The 22204-nt window shown below is 63.8% G+C and carries 16 protein-coding genes; 11 read left to right on the top strand and 5 right to left on the bottom strand.

Going from position 1 to position 22204, the window contains the following annotated elements:
* Positions 1 to 163: 163 nt before the first annotated feature.
* On the top strand, positions 164 to 961 hold the full coding sequence (locus tag LJY25_RS05475) for an SDR family oxidoreductase (protein ID WP_227607232.1): 798 nt from the start codon (positions 164 to 166) through the stop codon (positions 959 to 961).
* Positions 962 to 1066: 105 nt separating this feature from the next.
* Positions 1067 to 1792, top strand: coding sequence for a glycosyltransferase family 2 protein (locus LJY25_RS05470; protein WP_227607231.1), 726 nt, complete (start codon positions 1067 to 1069; stop codon positions 1790 to 1792).
* A 109-nt stretch (positions 1793 to 1901) separates the two neighbouring features.
* Here the strand turns inward: LJY25_RS05470 and LJY25_RS05465 are convergent, their stop codons facing one another.
* Positions 1902 to 2441, bottom strand: coding sequence for a carbohydrate binding domain-containing protein (locus LJY25_RS05465; protein ID WP_227607230.1), 540 nt, complete (start codon positions 2439 to 2441; stop codon positions 1902 to 1904).
* A gap of 20 nt (positions 2442 to 2461) precedes the next feature.
* Positions 2462 to 3868 (bottom strand): hypothetical protein, encoded by a 1407-nt coding sequence (locus LJY25_RS05460; RefSeq protein WP_227607229.1) that lies wholly within the window; start codon positions 3866 to 3868, stop codon positions 2462 to 2464.
* A gap of 152 nt (positions 3869 to 4020) precedes the next feature.
* Between LJY25_RS05460 and LJY25_RS05455 the strand changes: the two genes are divergently transcribed.
* The 5 genes from LJY25_RS05455 (at position 4021) to LJY25_RS05435 (ending at position 10587) form a co-directional block, all read left to right on the top strand.
* A complete protein-coding gene (locus tag LJY25_RS05455) occupies positions 4021 to 5583 on the top strand; it encodes an ArnT family glycosyltransferase (protein ID WP_227607228.1) in 1563 nt (520 codons plus the stop codon).
* A 238-nt stretch (positions 5584 to 5821) separates the two neighbouring features.
* Positions 5822 to 7126 carry a hypothetical protein gene (locus tag LJY25_RS05450; protein ID WP_227607227.1) on the top strand — a complete coding sequence of 435 codons (1305 nt, stop codon included), beginning with the start codon at positions 5822 to 5824 and terminating at the stop codon, positions 7124 to 7126.
* Positions 7127 to 7261: 135 nt separating this feature from the next.
* Positions 7262 to 8005 (top strand): class I SAM-dependent methyltransferase, encoded by a 744-nt coding sequence (locus LJY25_RS05445; protein WP_227607226.1) that lies wholly within the window; start codon positions 7262 to 7264, stop codon positions 8003 to 8005.
* A gap of 36 nt (positions 8006 to 8041) precedes the next feature.
* On the top strand, positions 8042 to 9037 hold the full coding sequence (locus tag LJY25_RS05440) for a glycosyltransferase family 2 protein (RefSeq protein ID WP_227607225.1): 996 nt from the start codon (positions 8042 to 8044) through the stop codon (positions 9035 to 9037).
* 8 nt (positions 9038 to 9045) lie between these two features.
* The gene (locus LJY25_RS05435) at positions 9046 to 10587 is read left to right on the top strand and encodes a DUF2079 domain-containing protein (RefSeq protein ID WP_227607224.1); all 1542 of its coding nucleotides are present in this window, start codon (positions 9046 to 9048) and stop codon (positions 10585 to 10587) included.
* Here the strand turns inward: LJY25_RS05435 and LJY25_RS05430 are convergent.
* On the bottom strand, positions 10584 to 12347 hold the full coding sequence (locus LJY25_RS05430; protein WP_227607223.1) for a hypothetical protein: 1764 nt from the start codon (positions 12345 to 12347) through the stop codon (positions 10584 to 10586). The two genes, LJY25_RS05435 and LJY25_RS05430, sit on opposite strands and share 4 nt — an antisense overlap.
* Before the next feature lie 325 nt (positions 12348 to 12672).
* Between LJY25_RS05430 and LJY25_RS05425 the strand changes: the two genes are divergently transcribed.
* From LJY25_RS05425 to LJY25_RS05415, 3 genes are all read left to right on the top strand, one after another.
* The gene (locus tag LJY25_RS05425) at positions 12673 to 14181 is read left to right on the top strand and encodes an ArnT family glycosyltransferase (protein WP_227607222.1); all 1509 of its coding nucleotides are present in this window, start codon (positions 12673 to 12675) and stop codon (positions 14179 to 14181) included.
* A 262-nt stretch (positions 14182 to 14443) separates the two neighbouring features.
* On the top strand, positions 14444 to 15904 hold the full coding sequence (locus tag LJY25_RS05420) for an aldehyde dehydrogenase (protein WP_227607221.1): 1461 nt from the start codon (positions 14444 to 14446) through the stop codon (positions 15902 to 15904).
* A 31-nt stretch (positions 15905 to 15935) separates the two neighbouring features.
* A complete protein-coding gene (locus LJY25_RS05415) occupies positions 15936 to 17432 on the top strand; it encodes an ArnT family glycosyltransferase (RefSeq protein ID WP_227607220.1) in 1497 nt (498 codons plus the stop codon).
* Here the strand turns inward: LJY25_RS05415 and LJY25_RS05410 are convergent.
* Both LJY25_RS05410 and LJY25_RS05405 read right to left on the bottom strand, forming a co-directional pair.
* Complete coding sequence (locus tag LJY25_RS05410) at positions 17429 to 18811, bottom strand: energy transducer TonB (RefSeq protein ID WP_227607219.1); 1383 nt, start codon at positions 18809 to 18811, stop codon at positions 17429 to 17431. The genes LJY25_RS05415 and LJY25_RS05410 overlap by 4 nt on opposite strands.
* A gap of 81 nt (positions 18812 to 18892) precedes the next feature.
* A complete protein-coding gene (locus tag LJY25_RS05405) occupies positions 18893 to 21115 on the bottom strand; it encodes a S9 family peptidase (protein ID WP_227607218.1) in 2223 nt (740 codons plus the stop codon).
* 176 nt (positions 21116 to 21291) lie between these two features.
* Here LJY25_RS05405 and LJY25_RS05400 point away from each other — a divergent pair, with 176 nt between their 5' ends.
* Complete coding sequence (locus LJY25_RS05400) at positions 21292 to 22164, top strand: hypothetical protein (RefSeq protein ID WP_227607217.1); 873 nt, start codon at positions 21292 to 21294, stop codon at positions 22162 to 22164.
* The last annotated feature ends 40 nt before the right edge of the window (positions 22165 to 22204 follow it).

The following is a 22204-nucleotide window of genomic DNA, read 5'->3' as shown; positions in this document are numbered from 1 at the left end:
CGCTGCGGGACGAAAACCGGGCGGGGCCTTACCCGCTGGTTACCGGCAGGTCCGCTTTGCCGGCCGGTTCGCCAGCTCAGCCACTGCGTTCATGCTGGGTGCCAACTTACGCAAAACCACTCAACCGGACGGGGGCGGGCGGGAATTTGCCTACTTTTAACCCGTGTATTTCTCCGACGACCTTTCTTCTTTCCGGGCCCTGGTATGCGGCAGCACCCAGGGTATTGGCCGGGCCATTGCCGAGGAGCTGGCCGGCCGCGGCGCCACCGTTACGCTGCTGGCCCGCAACGAAGCCAGCCTGCGCGAGGTAGCCGCCGCGCTGCCCGCCACCCACGGCCAGACCCACGACTACCTGACAGCTGACTTTTCGGCCCCTGATCTGCTGGCCGAACAGCTTCAGGCCTACCTGCACCAGCACCCGGCCGGCTTTCATATCCTGATCAACAACACCGGCGGACCGGCCGGCGGCCCCCTGCTCGACGCGCCCGTCGAGGCCTTTCGGGCGGCTTTCGACCAGCACCTGGTGTGCAACCACCTGCTGGCCCAGGCCTTGGTGCCGGGCATGAAAGCCGCCGGCTACGGCCGCATCATCAACATTATCAGCACCTCCGTCAAGCAGCCGCTGCCCAACCTGGGCGTGTCCAACACCATTCGGGGGGCCGTGGCCAGCTGGGCCAAGACCCTGGCCAACGAGGTGGCCGGCTTTGGCATTACGGTCAATAACGTGCTGCCCGGAGCTACCCTTACCCAGCGCCACACCTCGCTGATTGCCAAAAAAGTGGAGCAGACGGGCCAGAGCATCGACGACATCGAAGCCGGCATGCTGCGGTTGATTCCCGCCGGGCGGTTCGGGCAGGCGGCGGAGGTAGCGGCAGCGGCAGCGTTTCTGGCTTCGCCGGCAGCGGGCTACATCACCGGCACCAACGTGCCCGTGGACGGGGGACGCACCAGCAGCCTCTAAGCCGCTCAGACCAGTCAGAAAACTTTCCGGGGGCTCGAAAATCGTGGCGTTTTGCTACGGTTAAGCTTCTATTTTTGTAGCGGACTATCCTTACCCTTCTGAGCTTTGGTAAAATTCGACAAGCTTTCTATCGTCGTCCCCGTCTACAACGAGGCCCGCACCATCCACCAGATTCTGGATCTGCTGCGCGAGCTGAAGCTGCTGAACGACATTCAGAAGGAGATTATCCTGGTTAATGACTGCTCGTCCGACAACTCGGTGGAAACCATTCAGGCGTACGCGGCGCGCTACCCGGAAATGGGGCTGCGCCTGCTGCAGCACACCGTAAACCAGGGCAAGGGTGCAGCCCTGCACACCGGCATCCGCGAGGCCACCGGCGACTACGTCATCATTCAGGACGCCGACCTGGAATACGACCCCGAGGAGTATAACATTCTGATCAAGCCCATCCTGAAGGGCTTTGCCGACGTGGTGTTCGGGTCCCGCTTTATGGGTGGCAAGCCCCACCGCATCCTGTTCTTCTGGCACAGCATCGGCAACAAGATGCTCACCTTCCTGTCGAACATGTTCACCGACCTGAACCTGACCGACATGGAAACCTGCTACAAGCTGTTCCGCCGCGACATTATTCAGAGCCTCAAGCTCGAGGAAAACCGCTTCGGCTTCGAGCCGGAAGTAACGGCTAAGGTGTCGAAGATTCCCAACATCCGCATCTACGAGGTGGGCATCAGCTACTACGGTCGCACCTACGCCGAGGGCAAGAAAATCGGCTGGCGCGACGGGTTCCGGGCCATCTACTGCATTATCAAATACGGCCTGGGCGGCCGGTAGGGTCCGGCCGCTAAGAAAAACAATAATGGCGACGAACAGCTGCTCCGGGGAGCCGCGCTGTTCGTCGCCATTATTGTTTGCTCCAAGTCAGCCCGGAGCAGGAAACCGATTACTCCACGATGCTTAGCTGCACGTCATCCAGGTAGGCGGCGTCGGAGGCCGACGCACGCCACAGAAATACCTTGAGGTTCTGGGTGGCGGTTACGTTGTCGGGCAGGGAGATTTCCTTGCTGACTTCCTTCCACTTCTTGTACTCCTTTACCTGCTCGCCCAGGGCAATACCGTCGCCGAAAAGCTCTTTGCCGCTTACCGGGTCGGTAATCTGTACCCCGAGCCGGGCCTGCGACTTCTCGCTGGCCAGGTACACCCAGGCCTGCACCTTTATCTTGCGCAGACGCGAGGGAGCCACCCGCCCGAGCAGATTGCTGTAGCCCATGCTGAACTCGTTGTTGCCGTCCACTTTCACCGAGAACCGACCGGAGTGGGCCTGCTCCCGCGTCAGCGACGGCGTGGGGGGCATCCAGCCTTCCACGCTTTCAAAGTCCATTTTGGTGATCAGCTTAGCCGTGTCCGGGGCAGCGGTGTCGGAGTTGGAGCAGGCCGACAGCAGCGTACCGAGGAGCCCAAGCAAAGGCGCTATTTTTTTCATGTTGAAAAAGAAACGTAAGGTTAATTTGAAGAAGCGTCGGAAGGGGTAGCCCGTAGCCAGCCCCGAAGATAAGCAAGCAGGGCCGGGCCATGCGCCACCAGCAGGCAAAGCACTGAAAAAGGCAGAACCCAGACAACCCGGGTTTGCAGCCGGCTCAGCACGTTGGCCAGACTGCCCGTGACGCCGGCGTTGGTCACGATGCCCGTAATAGCCACCAGCAGCCACAGCCGCTCCCGGGCCGTAAGCCGGTGCCGCAGCCGGGAACCCAGGGCCGCGCAGAGAACTCCCACCGTGAGCAGCAGCGTGAGCTGGTTGCGGGCCGTGAGGTCGGTGAAGTCGAGCCGGCTCTGGTTTTGGCGCGACGAGAGGTACTCCCGCAACTCATAGGGAAACGACTCCTGCACTTTCCAGAAGGGGTTGGAGTTTTCGCGGAAGGGCGTCAAGCCGTCGCCGTGCTCGACGCTGACTACCTGGCGCAGGGTCGCCTGAATGGCCTCCGTCAGCAAAAGCGGGTAGTAGCGCGGGCTGGTCAGCACGTCCTGAATGATGGCCTTGTACTCGGTTTCATGGGCTTCCCAGCCCCCGGTCCGGTTCGGCACGCTTTGCCCGTCCCACAGAAAGGTAATGGCATCGTTGGGCAGCTCGTTGCGAAACTTGCACAGCTCGGGTGGGGTGTCTTTGTCGCAGCGCTTGGCCAGGTACTTGTCGAGCACGCCGCTTTCGACCAGCCGGCCCATCAGAAACATGTAGGAGCTGCGCGAAATGGCGAATCCGCCCCCAAAAGCCGCGTGGATGGCAGGCAGCACCAGCCAGCCGCTGAGCACCACGGCCAGCACCGGCACTACCCGGCGCCCGGGCAACACCGGCGTGCGGTGCCGCACTACCCAGGCTACCGCTGCCACCAGCAGCCCCAGCAGGGAGAATGTCAGCAGGTTAGACGAGTGCATGATGGCGCACAGCAGCAGCAGCGCCAGCAGCAGCCCGCGCCCGAGCCGCCCCAGGTGGTCGTCGAAGTACAGCAGCAGCATGGTCAGCAGCCCGATGCCGGTGAAGATGTCGGGCATCACCTGCCCGCTAAACCAGGCCAGGCCGGTAGCCCAGGAGCTCAGCAGCACGATGCCGACGCGCCAGCCCGGCGCCACGGTTCGGGGAGCCAGCACCCGCACCGCGCGCAGGAGCAGCGCCGCCAGAATAGCACACTGGACGCCTACCGCCAGCCACAGGGAATACCGCAGGCTGGCCAGGCGCAGGAAGATGCCATAGATAATAGGCCGGTCGCGTGGTACGTCCCAGTGAAACCCGCTGTTGATGTAGGCGCCGGTGTCGGACGTAACCAGTGGAAAGCCGTTGTAGAGGGCTGCTCCCAGCAGGATGACAATGGTACAGCCGTACCAAAAGGCTGTTTCAATCCGGGTAGTGGGGTGCATGGCATCGGAGTATTCCGGCAAAAGTATTGATTTTATTCAGGGTTCCGGTCCAAAGCACCGGCCACCTTTTCTCTACCTTTACTTCTGCGTTGTTCTTATTTAGCAGTCAGTTTATGTCAATAGCACTTCTCTTTCGTCTAATCTGGTTATAAATGGTTTCTAGTGCTTCTGTCTCCCAGCCTGCGCGCTTCGCCGGGTATGCCGCCCGCACCCGGAAGTGGCTGACCAACCCTGAAAATCAACTCTTACTGCTGCTCCTGCTACTGGCGGCCGTCCCCCTCCTCTACGAGCTGGGGCGCCACCCCATTCAGCTCTGGGATGAGTCGCGCCTGGCTGTAAATGCCGCCGAGATGTCGCGCAACGGCAACCTGCTGGTCACCCATTTCGAAGGCCAGCCCGACCACTGGAACACCAAGCCGCCCCTGCTCATCTGGCTGCAGGCGCTGAGCTTCACGCTGTTTGGCTACAGTACCTGGGCGCTGCGGCTGCCCACCGCCCTGGCTACCCTGGGCACCCTGATTCTGCTCTACCGCTTTGCCGCCCGTGACCTGCGCATGCCGCTGGCCGGCTTTTTCGCGGGGCTTGTGCTGGTCTGCAGCACCGGGTACGTGCGGCTGCACGTAGCCCGCACCGCCGACTACGACGCCCTGCTCACCTTCTGGCAGGTCGTGGTCTGGACCTCGCTGTTCCGCTACCTCGAAACCAGCCGCTCCCGGGCCCTGCTCTGGCTGGCGGTGGGCCTGACAGCGGCTGTTCTTACCAAAAGCGTGGCCGGCCTGCTGGCCTTGCCGGGCCTGCTGGTTTACACCCTCTTCCGCGGCCGGCTGCTCTGGCTGCTGCGCCAGCCCCGCGTGTATGCCGCGGCGGCGGCCTTCGGGCTGATTGTGGTGGGCTACTTTGCGGGCCGTAACCTGGCGGACCCCGGCTACTGGCAGGAAGTGCTGGCCAACGACCTGGGCGGGCGCTACCTGACCGATCTGCAGATTCACGGCCACCCGGCTGACTACTACCTCAACCAGTTCCGGAACGGGCTCTTCCTGCCGTGGCTGTGGCTGCTGCTGCCGGCGCTGCTCCTGGTGCTGGTGCAGCCCGTGCGCCGCCTGCGCTGGGCCGCGGTGCTGCTCACCTGCTTCGCCAGCAGCTGGTTTATCGTCATCAGCACGGCCGCCAGCAAGCTGGAGTGGTACGATGCGCCCATCTACCCGGCGCTGGCGTTGCTGGTGGGGCTGGGACTGGCGTTGGTTCTGCAGGCTCTGCGGGAGCAGTACCTGCCCGCCGCCAAGCGGCCGGTTGTGTGGCTGGCCGGGACGCTGGCTACCCTGGTGCTGTTCTTCACGCCCTACGAAACCGTCGTAAACCAGATTATCAAGCTGCGGTACAGCGACTTTGGCATCGGCCCCGACGGGCACCTGGCCCGCTACCTCAGCACCACGCTGCACAAAGACTCACAGCTCGACAGCGTGACGGCACTTTACAGCGGGGGCTATAATGCGACCCTCACGTTCTACAAGATGCTGTATCAGGAGCACCAGAAGGAGCTTGCCATCTATCCGGTTTCCACGCCCCCGAGGGTGTTGCAGCCGGGCACCGTGGCCCTGGTCTGCGACCCGGACTACGCGGCCCGCCTCGACTCCGTCTTTCAGATTATGGAGCTGAAGCAGGATGAGTCCTGCCATACGCTGCTGCTGGTGAGCCGTAAGGGTCCGGCCCTCTAGCCCGGGCCGGATTTGACTGAACCACAGGAGTGCGGCGCCGGCCCACGTTGGCATACTTCCACCGCTCCTCTCCCGTTTTGCCCTCGTGATACACCTTTTTCCGGCCCTCTTATTTCAGCAGCTCCCGCCAAAGCCCGCCGCATCCGGCACCGTACGCGCACGGCGTAGGCCGGGGCTTTTCCGGGGCAGGCAGGCAGGCAGCTACGCTATCCTGTGGACGGCTCTCCTGCTGCTGACGGTGGCCGGACCGTCCGCGGCCTTTGCCCAACCGGCACCCGACCGGACGATGGCCGCGGCTACCGACACCTCCCGGCCGCGCATCACCGAGCCCCTGCTGCGCTACTATCTGGAAAAGGCCCTGACCCTGCAGGGGCTGGCCGACCTGCCGGCCGCCGAGCGGAGGCGTACCATTGCCTGGGTGGCTACCACCGGCGTCCGTTTCGCGGGGCGCACGGCCGGCTACTGGTATTCGCCTTATGCCCCCGCCCAGGAGCAGGCCGATTTCGACTCGACCCGCCGCATGGTGGAGGAGCTCAAGGCCGCCGTGCCGGGCATCATTGTGCAGGGAGCCATTTTCGAGATTGTGACGCCGGGGGTAAACAACCTGCCGGTACCCAATGCCGTGCGGGCCGCTTTTGGGGAGGATACGCTGGGGCCGGGTCGCAACTTCCGGTTCGATGACATGATGTACCCGGCTTACTACAAGGAAAGCAATCCGTCGATGCGCTGGGACAACCAGCCCCCGGGCATTGCGCCGGGAGTGCCCGACATGAGCCGGTCCGAAACCCAGCTCTGGTTTTACTACCGCGCCGTCCGGTTGCTCGATGCGGGCTGCGAAGCCATTCATTTCGGCCAAGTAAACCTGATGAATCGCCGCGACCCGGGCCATCACGCCTGGTGGCGGATGCTGCGGCAGATCCGGGCCTACGCGCGGACCCGCAACCGCGGCTTCGTGCTCTGCGACGCCCACGTACACGGCGAGTACTACGACCCGATTCCCCGCCGCCCCCTGCCCGACTCGCTCCGGCAGCTGCTGTTCGACTTTCACTCCTTCCCGGCCCGTCCCCGCGAAACGGCGCTGCTGCCCGACAGCAGCCAGGGAGCCGTGCTGGTGCCCGGCTGGCGCGACCGGGAAAGTCCGCCCTTTGGGCAGAGCAAGGGCGGACGTACGCCCACCGGCTGGCTAACGGTCCGCCTGCCCATGCTGGCTGAGCTCGACAACTTCGGCGTGGCTCCCCGGCCCAATCAGCCGGGGCAGCCGCCCTGGGTGTGGGGGCGCGACGAGATATCGTGGTTTGCCTACCAGCCCGCCGGCTTCCGCAACCAGTGGCTTGTATATGCTTCGGCCCAGGCCCGGCTCCTCGACCCGGCTGTCTACCTGCAGCTGCCCGGCCGGCGCAGCGTAACGGGGGTTCCCGGCCAGCAGCTGTATTCGGCGGCCGAAGCCGGACAGGTCGAAACCATCCGGCGCATCTGGGCGGGGCAAACGGCGGAAGACGCCGCCGCGCTGTTGAACATTGGGCCCGAGTTACCCGGTCCCTGAGCGCAGGCTAGGTGGTAGATGTGACCATCCGTTATATTTGTAGTCATTGTATATTTTTTGAGAGAACCGGGCTGGCAGGATACAGGCTTTGCCGCTGCCAGCCCGGCCGCTTATCAGGACCCTACCCTACCCCCTATGCACCCAGCTTACGAACAAACGTACCATCAACTGGAAGAGCAGCACTGGTGGTTTGCCGCCCGGCGCTCGGCCGTGTTCGATCTGGTGGGGGAGCTGCGCGTTCCCAGCGACGCCGCTATTCTGGAAATCGGCTGCTCGGGCGGTCCGCTGCTGCTGGCCCTTCGGAAAGCAGGCTACCACAACCTGACCGGCATCGACCTGAGCGAGAAAGGCATTGCGCTGGCCCAGGCCCGGGGCTTCAGCAACGTATCGGTGATGGACGGGGCCCGGCTGGAATTTGCCGACAACAGCTTCGACCTGGTTATTGCCTCCGACGTGCTCGAACACATCGAGGACGATGCCCAGGCCCTGCGGGAGTGGCAGCGCGTGCTGCGGCCCGGCGGCCGGCTGATTGTATTCGTGCCCGCCTTTCCGTTTCTGTGGAGCCGGCACGACGAGGTCAACTACCACTTCCGGCGCTACACGGGTACCGACCTGCGGAAGGTTCTGACCACGGCCCGGCTGCAGGTAGAGCGCCTCTCCTACTGGAACTTCACCTTGTTTTTCCCGACCAGCGTGGTGCGGATGCTCCAGCGCAAAACCCAGGCGACCATCGGCAACTCCAACGGTGACCTGCTAAAGCTGCCTACCGTGCTGAACAAGTCGCTGCGGGCCCTGATCGGGCTGGAAAACCTGCTGCTGCGCCGCATAAACCTGCCGGTGGGCGTGAGTACCTTCGCCATTGCCCGCAAGGCTGACTAGCCGCCCCATTCCACTTTCCGCCTTATCCCTACCTGCGTGGACCTCTCCGTCGTCATTCCGATTTACAACGAAGAAACGAACATTGCCGCCCTTTACACCCGCCTGAGCGGGGTGCTGGACCCGATGAACCTGCGCTACGAGTTCATCTTTATCAACGACGGCTCCCGGGATAAGTCGCTGCAGCTGGTGCAGAACCTGGCCGCCCGCGACCCGCGGGTCCGCTACATCGACTTCAGCCGCAACTTCGGCCACCAGATTGCCGTCACGGCCGGGCTCGACCTGTCGGTGGGGGAAGCGGTGGTAATTATCGATGCCGACCTGCAGGACCCGCCCGAGCTGATTCCGGGCCTGTACCAGAAGCTGCAGGAAGGCTACGAGGTGGTGTACGCCAAACGCCGCTCCCGGCAGGGCGAAAGCGCCGCCAAGAAAGCCACGGCCAAGCTGTTTTACCGCCTGCTGGCCAGCATCACCCACATTTCGATTCCTGTCGACACCGGCGACTTCCGCATCATCACCCGCAAGGTGGTGGAGGCGCTCAAGCAGATGCCGGAGCAGAACAAGTTTATCCGGGGCCAGATTTCCTGGATCGGCTACCGGCAAACCTACCTCGAGTACGACCGCGCCGAGCGGGCCGGGGGCGAAACCGGCTACACGTACAGCAAGATGATCAAGCTGGCGCTGGATGGCATCACCGGCTTTTCCGATGTGCCCCTGAAAGCGGCTACCTACAGTGGCTTTCTGGTGTCGGCGGTGGCGTTTCTGGTGATGCTGTACACCCTCTACGCCCGCTTCGTGACCGGTGACTACGAGCCGGGCTGGGCCTCGCTGATGGTGAGCATCTTGTTTCTGGGCGGGGTGCAGCTGATTGCCATCGGCATCATTGGCGAGTACATGGCCCGCCTGAGCGCCAACGTGCGTCGCCGCCCGCTTTACATCATCTCGGACACCAACATTCCCCACTCCCCGGCCAATCAGGCCCTGGCGCCCACGGCGGAGGAAATGGCCCAGGCGGCGGCCCCGCCCCACCACTAAGCGGATTCATGCTTTCCCGCTTCGCTCCGGTCGCCTTATCTCCCCGTCGACAGCGCGCCTGGCTGCTGGGGCTGCTGGCCTTCTTCGGCCTGTGCTACGCCCTGCTGGCCGTCGTCAACCACTATACCTTCCGCACGTTCGCCTACGACCTGGGCATTTTCAACCAGGCCATCTGGGATTACGCCCACCTGAGCTGGAACGTGAACTCGGTGATGCAGTACAACAACCTGCTGGGTGACCATTTCATGCTGCTCCAGCCGGTATGGTCGCCGCTGTACTGGCTGCTGGGCTCCTATACGCTGGTGGTGGTGCAGATCGTGGCGGTGCTGATAGGCGGCTACGGCACCTACCGTCTGCACCTTTTCCGCACGCGGGGCCGGCAGCAAACCGCGGCGCTGGCCTTGCTGGCCCAGTTCTTCAGCATCTGGGGCATCTACTCGGCCCTGGCCTTCGACTACCACGACAACGTGGTGGCGGCTATGCTGCTGCCCTGGCTTTTTCTGTTCTTCGAGCAGGACCGCCGCCCCGCTGCGGTGGGCATTGCCCTGCTGATGCTGATCAGCAAGGAAAATATGGCGCTGTGGCTGGTATTCGTGGGACTGGGTTTAGCCTGGCTGCACTGGCAGCACCGCGGGCGCGTGCTGCTGGCGCTGGGCATGGCGGCGGTGGCGGCGGCGTATTTTCTGCTGGTCGTGAAGGTGGCCATTCCGGCCCTGGGCGAAGGCCGGGCATTCTATCACCAGCAGAACTATGCAGCTCTGGGCAGCACCCCCGGCGCCCTGCTCCAGACTATTTTCACCCGCCCCGGCTACGTGCTCGGCCTGCTGTTTCAAAACCAGCTCGGCGACCCGGCCGGGGACTGGATTAAAACGGAGCTGCACATCATGGTGCTGATTTCGGGCGGGTACGCCCTGCTGCGCCGCCCGGCCTACCTGCTGATGCTGGCCCCGATCTACGCCCAGAAGCTGCTGTCGTCCCAGCTGGTGCACTGGGGCCTCAACTACCAGTATTCCATCGAGTTTGTACCGGTGCTGAGTGTAGCCCTGGGCCATGCACTGATGGGCACCACGCCCCAGCGGGCCGTGCGGCTGGCGGTGGTAGCGGCCGTGGTTACGCTGGCGGCTACCATCGTTTCATTGGAAGTGCGGGTGTCGAAGTGGCACGACAAAAGCGCCACCCAGTTCTACCTGCCCCGCCACTACCGCCGCGGGTTCGACGTAGCCGAGGTGCACCGCGCCCTGCAGCTGATTCCGACCGACGCGGCCGTCAGCGCCCTCTCGCCGCTGACGCCCCATCTGGCGGCCCGGGCTTATATCTACCCTTTTCCGTTCGTCGCCAACGCCAACTACCTGGCCGTGCTGCGCCACGACAATCCCTATCCGCTCTCTGAAGCCGAGCTGGAAGCGCAGCTGAGCGCGTATCAGCAGTCGGGGGATTGGGAGACGCTCTACGACCGGGAGCCGCTGGTCATTCTCCGGCGCCGGAAGCCCATCCCGGCTCCTGCCCGCCGCTACTTTGCCCGCCGCGCCACCGACCCGGCCCCGCGCTAGCGCTGCGGCAGCATGGCCTCTTTCGGCCACAGCCCGTAGCCGTCGACGCTCCATTCCAGGTAGCCCTGTCCCTGCACCAGCGCATGCAGGTACCGCTCCACATTGGTGTTGCGGAACCGGGGAGCAATAATAAAGGCGGAGGGGCGGTACGTGCGCAGAAAGGCTGCCGCCTGCTGGGGCGTGGCAGGGGCCACTGTGGTATCGGGGTGCTCCTGCAGGACAAGCAGGGCGTGCAGCACCGGGTCCTGGTCGAATGCGTCAAACGTAGCCTGGGGAATGCGGGAAATGTAGGCCCCGGGCAGCTTTTTGTGGTGGCGGGTCTGGTAGAACAGCTCGTTCGGACTCATCTGCCCCTTGTGCTGGTAGCCGTCGAGCAGGCCGAAGGGAACCGGAAACAGCGCGTCGCCGAGCAGATTCGCCGCCTGCTGGTAAGCCAGCGGGATACTGCTTTCCCGCAGCACCGGGGCCGGCCGGGGCTGAAACTCGACCAATACCACCGCCAGCAGCAGCCCCGATACCGCCCAGCGCAGGGCCGGCCGCACCCGGGCCCGCAGCCACGGGTCGAGCAGAGCAAACGAAACCAGGGGCAGCAGCAGCGCGACGTACGACACGTGCCGGGTGGGGCAGCGAATGTTGTTGAAAAACGGGATGTAGTGCAGAAAGCCGGTGGGCAGCCGCAGGATTCCTTTGCCAAATACCTTGATTTCGGGCAGCGTCAGCAGAAAGAACAGCAGCAGCAGCCAGGGCAGCGGCTGCCACTGCCGGGCCGCCTCGGAAGGCTGCTCCGGCTGCCTGCGGCGGGTGAAAGCCAGCAGCAGCAAAACCAGCGGCAGGCAGTAGCCAAGAAACATCACGTTCTCCTCGGAGCCGGGCATGTTGAAGATGCGGCTCTGGTGCAGCTGCTCGGTAGCCGGTGTACTCAGCCAGCGGCTGTTGAGCGGGGGCAGCAGGTAGCCGGCCAGGTCGCCGCCCCACCAGAAGCCGGCGTTGTCGGGCACCCCGCTGAGCATCAGCAGACGGGAAGCAATGTGGCTGACCACCAGCACCGCGGCCAGAATCAGCCAGGGCCGGGGCCGGCGCCAGTTGATCTGCCCCAGCCGGAAACCATAGTACAGTGCGTAGCCCGCCGAGAAGTACAGCAGCCCAAACAGCGTGTAATAGTCGCTGAGCAGGGTGATGAGCCCCAGCACCACGCAGATCAGCACCTGGCTCCACCGCCGTACCCGGGGCCAGAGCCGGCCTTCCCGGAAGGCGAAGGCTTCGAGGAAGGCGTACAGGTAAAACGGGGCCGGGGCGGTAAGCAGCAGGTGATAATGGGCCGGCAGGTGCGTTAGCTTATAAGGCGAAAACGCAAACACGACCCCGGCCAGCAAACACAGAACCGGGTTGGAAACCCAGCGGCGGCACAGCCGGTACGCCCCTACCCCCGACAGCACGAAGCTCAGCGCCAGGCAGACGTTCACGGCCAGGATTTCCTGGTTCAGCAGCACGTTTACCAGCCCGATGATGGGCGTATAAGTGTGCATGATCAGGGAAGAGCCCTGCGGAAACAGCAGCAAAGAGGTGTAGAACGGGTTAGAGCCGGCCAGCAGCTGCGCCCGGAAGTTGTAAGCATTCCACACGTACTGGTTGGCGTCGCTGCCATCGGGGCCCAGAAAGCCGGTGCTGAAGCAGGTCGCCAGGGGCCAGCTGAAGACCACGAACAGCAGCCCGTAGAAGATGGCACTTAAAAGCAGTTCGCGCCAGGCGGTGGGTTTCATGCGGAGGTAGGTTCAGAACCGGCCGGGTCGGGGCCGGCCGAAACAAAGGTACGTCCCGGGCCCGGCAAACGAAGTTGGGGCGAATGGGTAGTTTTGGATGGTTTTTGGTAGTCGGTTTCTCGTTGTTTGTGGTTGAGCAATGTCATCCTGAGGCGAAGCCGAAGGACCCTAGCACCGCAGAGCGAGTCGTTAGGTAGATTGCCGTTCGGAAGCCAGTCTTTCAAGCCTGATAAGGGCCTTCGCTCTGCGGACACTAGATCAGCATAACAGTTAGTAAGCCAACCACTAACCGAACCAACCAAAAACGAATACCCAAATCCCAAAAATGCAGCACCCCGCCCCGGACTGGTTTCGCAATGCCTTGCTTCGCCGCTGGTGGTGGCTGCCCCTGGTTCCGGCGGCCTTTTTTGCCCTGTTCTGGCGCCTTGGCGCGCTGCCCCTGCAGATGTGGGACGAATCCCGGCAGGCGGTGAATGCCGCCGGGATGCTGGGCTCGGGCAACTGGCTCGTGACGCAGTACCAGGCCGAGCCGGATCTGTGGAACACCAAGCCGCCGCTGGAAGTGTGGCTGCAGGCCCTGAGTTTGCGCACGTTCGGCTACTCGGAGTGGGCCTTGCGTTTGCCCAACGCCCTGGCCGCCCTGCTGCTGACGGTGCTGGTAGCAGCCTTTGCCCGGCGCTGGCTCGGGGGGCGGCTGGCGGGACTGCTGGCCGGGCTGGCGTTGTTGGCAAGCAAAGGCTTTGTGGGCGACCACCTGGCCCGTAGCGGCGACTTCGAGCCCTTGCTGGTGCTGATGACCACGGCTCAGGTAATGGCGGTGTTTGGCTGGCTGCAAACCCGGCAGCGCCGCTTCCTGCTGCTGGCCGGGGTGGCCGTGGCTCTGGCTTTGCTCACCAAAAGCGTGGCGGGACTTTTCCTGGTGCCGGGGCTGGCCGTTGAAGTTATTCGGCGCGGGCGGCTGCTTTCGCTGCTGCGGCAGCCGGCTGCCTGGATGGCGCTGGTTCTCGCCCTGGGCCCGCCCGCGCTCTGGTACCTGGCCCGGGAGCAGGCCGGGCCGGGCTACCTGGAAGCCGTCTGGCAAAACGAATTGGGGGGACGCCTGCTGGGCTCTATTGAAGCCCACGACGAGGCCTGGTACTGGTACCTGATCAGCTTTGTGTCACAGAAATTCCTGCTCTGGACGCCCTGGGTGCTGCTGGCCGGCTGGCAGCTGGCCCGGCGACCGGCCGCACGGCCGGCGCACCGCTTCTTTACCCTGGCGGCGTGGGCGGGCGGCGTGTTTATGCTACTAATCAGCCTGGCCCGCACCAAGCTGGCCTGGTACGATGCGCCTCTCTACCCCTTGCTGGCCCTGGTGTTGGGCGGGGGCCTGACGCTGCTGGTACGCCGGACCGCGCGGGCTGCCCGGACGAGCGGGCGCCGACGCTGGCTGCCCGCAACTATTGTGCTGCTGGCTTTGGTGCCTTCCGTTATTGCCCTGCACAGCCGCCTGAACAAGGAGTATAAGCGCCGCTACAATCAGGCCCAGCTCACCTACGGCCGCTACCTGCGTCAGCTGGACGGCGTGCCCCTGCCCGCACGCCGCTACACCGCCCTGCACGCCGGCTCCGACCAGAGCACCCTGTTCTACAACGCTCCGCTGGAATACTATGCCCTCGAAGCCCGGCAGGCGCGGCGTGATACCGTGATGGTGGTGTACGGCGCCGAAAACCTGTTGCCTCCCGGTACGCTCGTCGTAGTATGCGGAAGGGCCGCCCAACGAGCTCTGGCACAGGGTCGGCAGTTCCGGGTGGTGCACCAGGCCGACTCGTGCAGCACCGTGCGCGTGGAGTAAGCGGCCCCGGCAGTGAAGTCGGCCCGGGAGTCGCTGGATACTCCAGCAACGGCGGGGATAAAATATTGAAGGGGTCGAAAATTTATCCCCTTCCGAGCGACATGCCTTTGACAAGCGCAGGAAAATGCTTCCCGGCACGACAGCAAATCGGGTCAGGAGAAAAAGTTGCTCTCAGGGGCTCAGTGACCCGAAGAGGGGTCGGTCCTGTGCTGACCCGGCAGTGGGCCCACCGGCTCCGATTTTGTAGATTTGCTTGCCCACCATGCCGGGCGCCCCACCCATGCTCCAGATTCAGAATTATATCAACGGTGAGTTTGTGCCGCCCGTGGCGGGCCGCTACCTCGACAACATCGACCCGGCCCTGGGCCAGGTATATGGCCAGATTCCCGATTCTGATGCCACCGACATTGCCCGGGCCGTGGAAGCGGCCGAAGCGGCGTTTCCTGCCTGGCGGGCCATGCCGGCCGAAAAGCGGGGCCGTCTGCTGGTGCGCGTCGCCGACCTGATCGAGCGAAACCTGGAGCGCCTGGCGCAGGCCGAGAGCCGCGACAACGGCAAGCCGGTAACCCTGGCCCGCACCGTCGACATTCCGCGGGCGGCCAGCAACTTTGCATTTTTCGGGACGGGCATCGGCCACTTTGCCTCGGAGTCCCACTTCCAGGAAGGCGTCGCCGTCAACTACACCGTGCGCCACCCCCTGGGCGTGGTGGGCTGCATATCGCCCTGGAACCTGCCCCTGTACCTGTTTACCTGGAAGATTGCCCCGGCCCTGGCCGCCGGCAACTGCGTGGTAGCCAAGCCCTCCGAGATTACGCCCGCCACGGCCTACCTGCTGGGTGAGCTATGCCAGGAGGCCGGTTTGCCCGCGGGCGTGCTCAACATTGTGCACGGCACCGGCCCCCGGGCCGGACAGGCCATCGTGGAGCACCCCCGCATCAAGGCCATCAGCTTTACGGGCGGCACCAAAACCGGGGAGCACATTGCCCGCACCGCCGGCCCCATGTTCAAGAAGCTTTCCCTGGAGCTGGGCGGCAAGAACCCCAACCTCGTTTTTGCCGACTGCGACCTCGACGCGGCCGTGCGCACCAGCGTGCAAAGCAGCTTCGCCAACCAGGGTCAGATCTGCCTGTGCGGCTCCCGGATTCTAATTGAGCGTCCCATTTACGAGCAGTTCAAGCAGGCCTTTCTGGAGCGGGTAGCCGGGCTTACGGTGGGCGACCCGCTGGCAGAAACGACCCGGCAGGGGGCGTTGGTAAGCGAGGCCCACCTGGAAAAGGTGCAGTCCTACATTGCGCTGGCTCAGTCGGAAGGCGGGCGGCTGCTCGCGGGCGGCCGGCGCGTGCAGCCGGAAGGGCGCTGCGCCGGAGGCTATTTTCTGGAGCCCACCGTGTTCGAAGGGCTGGCGCCCGACTGCCGCACCAACCGGGAGGAAATCTTCGGGCCAGTCGTCACGCTGACGCCGTTCGATACCGAAGCCGAGGCCTTGCAGTGGGCCAACGGCACTGACTATGGCTTGTCGGCCACCATCTGGACCCGGGATTTGGATCGGGCCCACCGGGTGGCGCATCAGGTACACGCCGGCGTGGTTTGGATCAACACCTGGCTTTTGCGGGACCTGCGTACCCCGTTCGGAGGCATGAAGAACTCCGGGGTGGGCCGGGAAGGAGGACTGGAAGCACTGCGCTTCTTCACTGAGCCTCAGAACATCTGCGTAAAGCTTTAGCCTATTGACCCCAACCCCTACTCTTTCCCTAGTGCCTTCCTCTCTTTCTTCTCAACCCCCGGCCTGGCAGCGCTGGCTACCGCTGGCTTTGCTGCTGCTGTTTTCCTACCTGCCGCTTTTCTGGCTGCTGGGCGGCCTGCCCGTGCAGCAGTGGGATGAGGCCCGTACCGGCCTCAACGGCCTCAATATCTGGACCTATAACGACTGGATCGTACTGCGCCACATAGAGAAACCGGATCTGTGGAACAGCAAACCCCCGCTCTGGCCGTGGCTTCTGGCATTCAGCTTCAAAGCCCTGGGGGCCACTGAGCTGGGGCTGCGCCTGCCAGCCGCAGTAGCGGGCCTGGCTACGGTGCTGCTGGTGTACCGGGCCGGCAGCCGCTGGCTGGGTGGCCCGTGGGCAGGCTTTGTGGCCGGCATGGTTCTGCTTACCAGTCAGGGCTACGTGCATTACCACGTCACCCGCTCCGGCGACTTCGACGCGCTGCTTACGCTGTGGACCACGGCCGGCGCCCTCAACTGGCTGGCCTATCTGCGCACCGGACGGCAGCGCTGGGCGTGGGCGGCGGGCGGCGCCTTTGCGCTGGCTTTGCTTACCAAAGGCATTGCCGGGCTGCTCTTTGCCCCCGGCCTGCTGCTGGCCACCTACCTCACTCACTCCGCCAGGCGGCTACGGCGCGCATCTCCCTGGCTGGCCATAAGCCTGGTAGTACTGGTTGGGGTTATCTGGTACTCGGGCCGGGAGCTGGCAGCACCAGGCTACCTGCTCAACGGCGTCTGGAAGTACGAAGTAGCCGGCCCTGCTACCGAGCAGATGGAGGGCCACTATCACCCTTTTGGCTGGTACATCAGTGAGATGTCCAAGCAGAAATTTGCTATCTGGCTGCTGGCCGCCCTGCTGGGCGGGTTGCTGGGGCGCTGGCTGCCGGCCGGCAGCCGCAACTGGTGGCTGGTCCGCTATGTGGGAACAGTAGCGCTTACGTTTCTGCTGGTGATTTCAATTGTTCAAACCAAGCTAAGCTGGTATGATGCCCCCGTGTATCCGCTGCTGGCGCTGCTGGCCGCGGCGGGATTAGGCTGGGTGGGGAAGGCCCTGGAATCGCACCTGCAGGCTCCGCTGACGCGCGGTATCCGGATAGCCGGAATTCTGCTGCTGGTAGCATTGCCCTATGTGGCCCAGCTCCAGCATATCCGGGATATGGATACGCACCGGCTGGAGCGACCACAGCTGCAGTATGGCCGCCACCTGCGCGAGCAGGTCCGCCAGATGCCGCACGTGCAGCAGTATATCCTGGCCACCGACGGGTCGTTCAACGACAGTCCCGCGTTCTATGCAGCCGCTGCCCGCTTTCAGTATGGGCACGAAGTAACCCGGGCCGATGTGTGGTCGATGAACAAAGGGCGCCCGGGCCTGATTGTAATGGCCTGCGGGGCCAAGGCCTACCGGCCCTGGATGAAGCACTTTACAACCGAAATTCTGGTGCGCAGCGACTCCTGCCTGACCTTCATGCTGATGCGCTACCGTTAAGGGCCGGAGGAAAGCTCATCCGTCGACTCGAGCTGCAGCAGTTTGGTCAGGGTGCGCTCCAACTCGGCCAGCGTGGTTTCCCGAAACTCCAGTGGCTCGGTATCCCGCTGCCCGGTTGTCGTCTCGCGCAAAGCCAGATACGGCAGGTCGTTGCGAAACTGTACGCCCACCAGCACGGCCCGCTGCCGGGCCGGGACGCGGGCAAAGGCATATCCCTGGGCCTCGGCCGCACCTTCGAGGATAACGGCATGGTCGCGCAGCACCAGATGCACCGTCGTGGTTGGCTCTACATCCGCCCCCGCACGCAGGGCCGCCGTCGAATCCAATGGCTGCCAGGGCTCATCGCGCAGAAACCAGCCCAACTGACAGACATTAAACAGTGGGGGTGGGGGCACGGCCGCTACGGAATCGGAGGCAGCCGAAGGTGGTGCAGGCGCCGTGGTGACGAGGGCTTCGGGTAGTACGAACCGCACGGGCAGCGTCATCTTCACCTTCACGCGCCGGCCCTTTTCCCGCCCGGGCGTCCACCGGCCTGACGTTTCGCGCAGCACCCGCAGCACTTCGGCATTGCAGCCGTTGGGCAGGCCCTGCACGATGCGGGGCGCAACCACGTTGCCCACTTCATCCACCACAAACGCCGCCGTAACGGTGCCCTGGGTCTGGGCCTGCCGGGCCGCCCGGGGATAACGCAGCAGCTTGTCCAGATCGGCTGCCGTCCGGCCATAAGCCGGCATCTGCTCAACCTCCTCGTAGATATTATTGGTGGTCACGGCATCGGGCACGGCTTCGGCGCCGCCGGCCACCGGTACGCGGGCTACCATCCACCGCAAAGCGGGCTGGTGCCGGCCCGGCCGCCGAAAGTAGAGATGCTCGGCTTCCTGAGGCCCCTGCCCGGCCATGCCCAGCTGAAAGTGACGACCCGGCGCGACCTGCACCTGCTGGCCCCGGGCCGTCGCGCGGACCAGTACCGTGCCCGTGTTCCGCAGCAGCTTTCCGTCGGCGGCTACTGTGCACAGGTTCGACAGTAGCGCATCGGCCAGGGAGTAGCACTCCTTGAGCTCCACGTACACCGGACCGGTGACCGGCCGGTTGCGGGCGTCCACGAACACCCGGGCTGGAAAGCGGATGATGGTTCCTTCCTGCCCGCGTACCTCGGTGGTTTTGGCGGGGTCGATTTTAAAAAACTGGCTGGCCTTGAGGGTGAAGTCATAGGCCCGGGCTTCCCCGGGGCCCGGCGCAAGCGTATCGGGCGGAGCGGGTGATGCCCGGAGCAGACGCCCGTGTTTCGGAGAAGCAGGAGGGGCCGCCAAGGCCTGCGAAAGGCTGGCGTTTAGCAGCAGCATCACGCCAAAAAGAAGGCGGCGTTTCGTTCGGAGCATACGCATGAGAGGGATACTACGCGAAAAACCCTGAAACGAAACGCCACCCTGTTGTTTTTCTTGCCCGGAGCCTAGCTTCTTCTACAGGTTCTTCACCACGAAGTCCGTCATTTGCCGGTAGAGGTGCAGGCGGGTGTTGCCGCCGTAGATACCGTGGTTGCGGTTCGGATAGTACAGGCTCTGGAAGTCCTTGTTGGCTTTCACCATCGCGTCGACCCAGGCCGTGGAGTTCTGGAAGTGCACGTTGTCGTCGCCGGTGCCGTGTACGAGCAGGTACTTGCCCTTCAGCTGCTGGGCAAACTGCACGGGGGAGTTGTCGTCGTAGCCGGCCGGATTTTCCTGGGGCGTTTTCAGAAACCGCTCGGTGTACACCGTGTCGTAGTAGCGCCAGTTGGTAACGGGGGCCACCGAGATGCCGGCCTTGAACAGGTCCGCGTTTTTCGTCATGGCCAGGGCCGTCATGTAGCCGCCGAAGCTCCAGCCCCAGATGCCGATGCGGCTTTTGTCGACGTAGGGCAGCGTGCCGAAGTACCGGGCGCCTTCGGCCTGGTCGTCGGTTTCCAGCTTGCCCAGGTTGGCGTAGGTGCTCTTCTTGAACGCCGCGCCCCGGGCGCCGGTGCCCCGGTTGTCCACCGATACTACGATGTAGCCTTTCTGGGCCAGCAGCTGATGCCAGAGGTAGTTGGTGAAGGCAATGCCGGCACCGGCATCATCCTTCACGGTCTGGGAGCCGGGGCCGCCGTACACGTACATCAGCACCGGGTACTTTTTGCTCGCGTCGAAGTTGGCGGGCTTCAGCACCGAGGCATTCAGCGACGTTCCGTCGGAGGTCTTAAAGGAAATAAACTCCAGCTTGCCCAGGTTGTACTGGCTGAGCTTCTCGCGCAGCTTGGCATTGTCTTCCAGCACCTTCACCAGCTTGCCGTTCTGTGCATTGCGCAGGCTTACCAGTTGGGGCACTCCGGCGCTGGAGTGGTAGTTGAGGTAGTATTTGCAGTCGGGGCTCATGTTCACCGCGTCGGTGCCCGCGCCGGTTTCACCCAACCGGGTTTTGCCCGAGCCTTTCAGGCTCACGCGGTAGAGGTGGCGCTGCAACGGCGAGGCCTCGGTGCTGCTGTAGTACACCAGACCCTTCTTCTCGTCGAAGCCGTTGATTTCGGTGATTTCCCAGTCGCCCTTGGTGAGCTGCCGCACGGGCTTGCCCTGCATGTCGTACACGTAGAGGTGGCGGAAGCCGTCTTTTTCGCTGCTATACAGAAACTCCTTACCACCCTGCAGGTAGCGCAGGTCGTCGTTTACTTCCACGTAGGCCTTATCGGTGTCGGTCAGCACCACCTGGGCGGTACCGGTACCGGCGTTGGCGTGCAGGATTTCGAGTTTGTTCTGCAGGCGGTTCATGCGCCGGATGCTGAGCAGGTTGGGCGTGCGGGTCCAGATAACCCGCGGGATGTACTGGTCAACCTCGCTGCCGACGTCCATCTTCACAGTTTTCGCCCCAGCCACGTCGTACACCGACACGCCCACGACCGAGTTCTTTTCTCCGGCCTTGGGATACTTGTAGCGGTAGTCCTTCGGGTAGAGCGGCCCCCAGGTCTGCATGTTGTACTCCGGCACCTGGCTTTCGTCGAAGGTGTAGTAAGCCAGCTGCCGGCTGTCGGGCGACCAGAAGAAGCCCTTGGCAAACTCAAACTCCTCTTCGTATACCCAATCGGCCGAGCCGTTAATGATGCGGTTGGCCACGCCATCGGTGGTTACGGCTTTTTCCTGCATCGAAGCCAGGTCCACCACGAACAGGTTGTTGTCGCGCACAAAGGCTACGCGGCGGCCATCGGGCGAGAACGAGGCGTAGCTCTGCTTGCCCCCGGTGCTGAGCGGCACCAGCTTCTTGCTGGCCCGGTCGTACACGAAGTAGTTGGCCTTGGAACTGCGACGGTAGATGGGCTCGGTGTCGGTGCTGAACAAAATCTTCTGCTCATCGGCGTTGAACTCGTAGCCGTCCACTTCCAGGGGCGTGGTGCTGCCCGCTACTTTCAGGTCCGCGCCCGAAACCAGCGTCTGCACGGCCTTGCCGGTCGTCACGTCGTGCTGCACCAGGTTGCCCTCGTCGAGCGAGGAGTAGTAGCGTCCGTCGAGCATCCAGTTGAAGCCTGGCACCGAGCGGGCCGCAAACGTGCCTTTGGTCCAGATGTCTTCGAGCGTGATGTCCGGCTTCTGCTGGGCCTGGGCGGGAGAGATGCTGACCGGCATGAGGGCCGGGCTGGCCGTGGCCAGCAGCAGGGCCAGGCCGAGAAAACGAAACTTCATAGAATCAGAAAAATGAAAAAGGCAATGCCTGCGTTAAAGGTACCGACTTAATGCCACTGCGGGAAGCCGGCTGCGCCGGCCGCGCTAAAGTCACCGGCACCGGCCGCTGGTTGCGTAAAACTACAAGTCTGCCGACGCCGGCAGTATTCCCGTCTGAACTCCGACCTTTGCATGCTATGCCGATTCGCTTTCTATTTTGCCTGCTCGGTCTGGCGGGCCTGCTTACCGGTTGCGGGGACCCGGCCACCGGGCCGCGCCTCGATCTGGTTGGCAGCTCCCGCTTTATCAGCGCCGACCGCGCCCTGACCTCCCCGGCCGATACCCTGACGGCCAAAGTGTACGCCGAGGCCCGCGACGACAACCAGCAGCTACGGCGCCTGCGCATCACCGTGGGCTATAATGATGAAACGCCGCTGGTGTACCTGGATTCGGCTTTAAACCGCCGGGACGCGCTTTTCCTGCTCAGCTTCGGCTCCCGCACCACCTCCGGGCGGGAAACCTGGCGCTTCGAAGCCGAAGACACCGACGGCCAGAAAGCCAGCCGGTCCTTCCGGGTCAGGCTCCGCAACCCCGACTCTACCCTGGTGTACCACCGCTACACCGTGCGCCTGCAGGCTCCGGGCACCCCTTACGCCCGCCCCTACCTCGACCTTGCCCGTGGGCTTGCCTTTCCCTCCTACACCGTGCGAACCAATGCCGAGGCCCAGCAGGCCGTGGACCTGATCTACCTGCCCCTGGCGGCGGGAGGACCCGTTCTGGCGGCCCCGGCCGATCCGCAGTCGGGCCTAAACTGGCCTGGCCGGCGCAGAACGCTGCTGCGGGTCACGTCGCTCAGTCAGTCGGCTTTTACTAACACCGATACCTCCGAAGAGCTTGAAGCAGCCTATACCAGCAACCTCAGCAGCCCGGTAACCCGTACCCCGGCTCTGACCAAAGGAGCAGTGCTGGCTTTCATCACTGCCGACTCGCGCTACGGCCTGCTTTACGTGGCCGATGTGCTTGCATCCCCCGTCCCGGCGCTGGTTCTGAACGTGCGGATTCAGCGCTAACCCGGGAGGCTCCGGATAAAGAAAGGCTGCCCCGGATGGA

Source organism: Hymenobacter translucens, assembly GCF_020685205.1.
Lineage (GTDB): Bacteria > Bacteroidota > Bacteroidia > Cytophagales > Hymenobacteraceae > Hymenobacter > Hymenobacter translucens.
The sequence above is the reverse complement of the archived record's forward strand: the minus strand, read 5'-3'. Positions and strand labels throughout refer to the sequence as shown.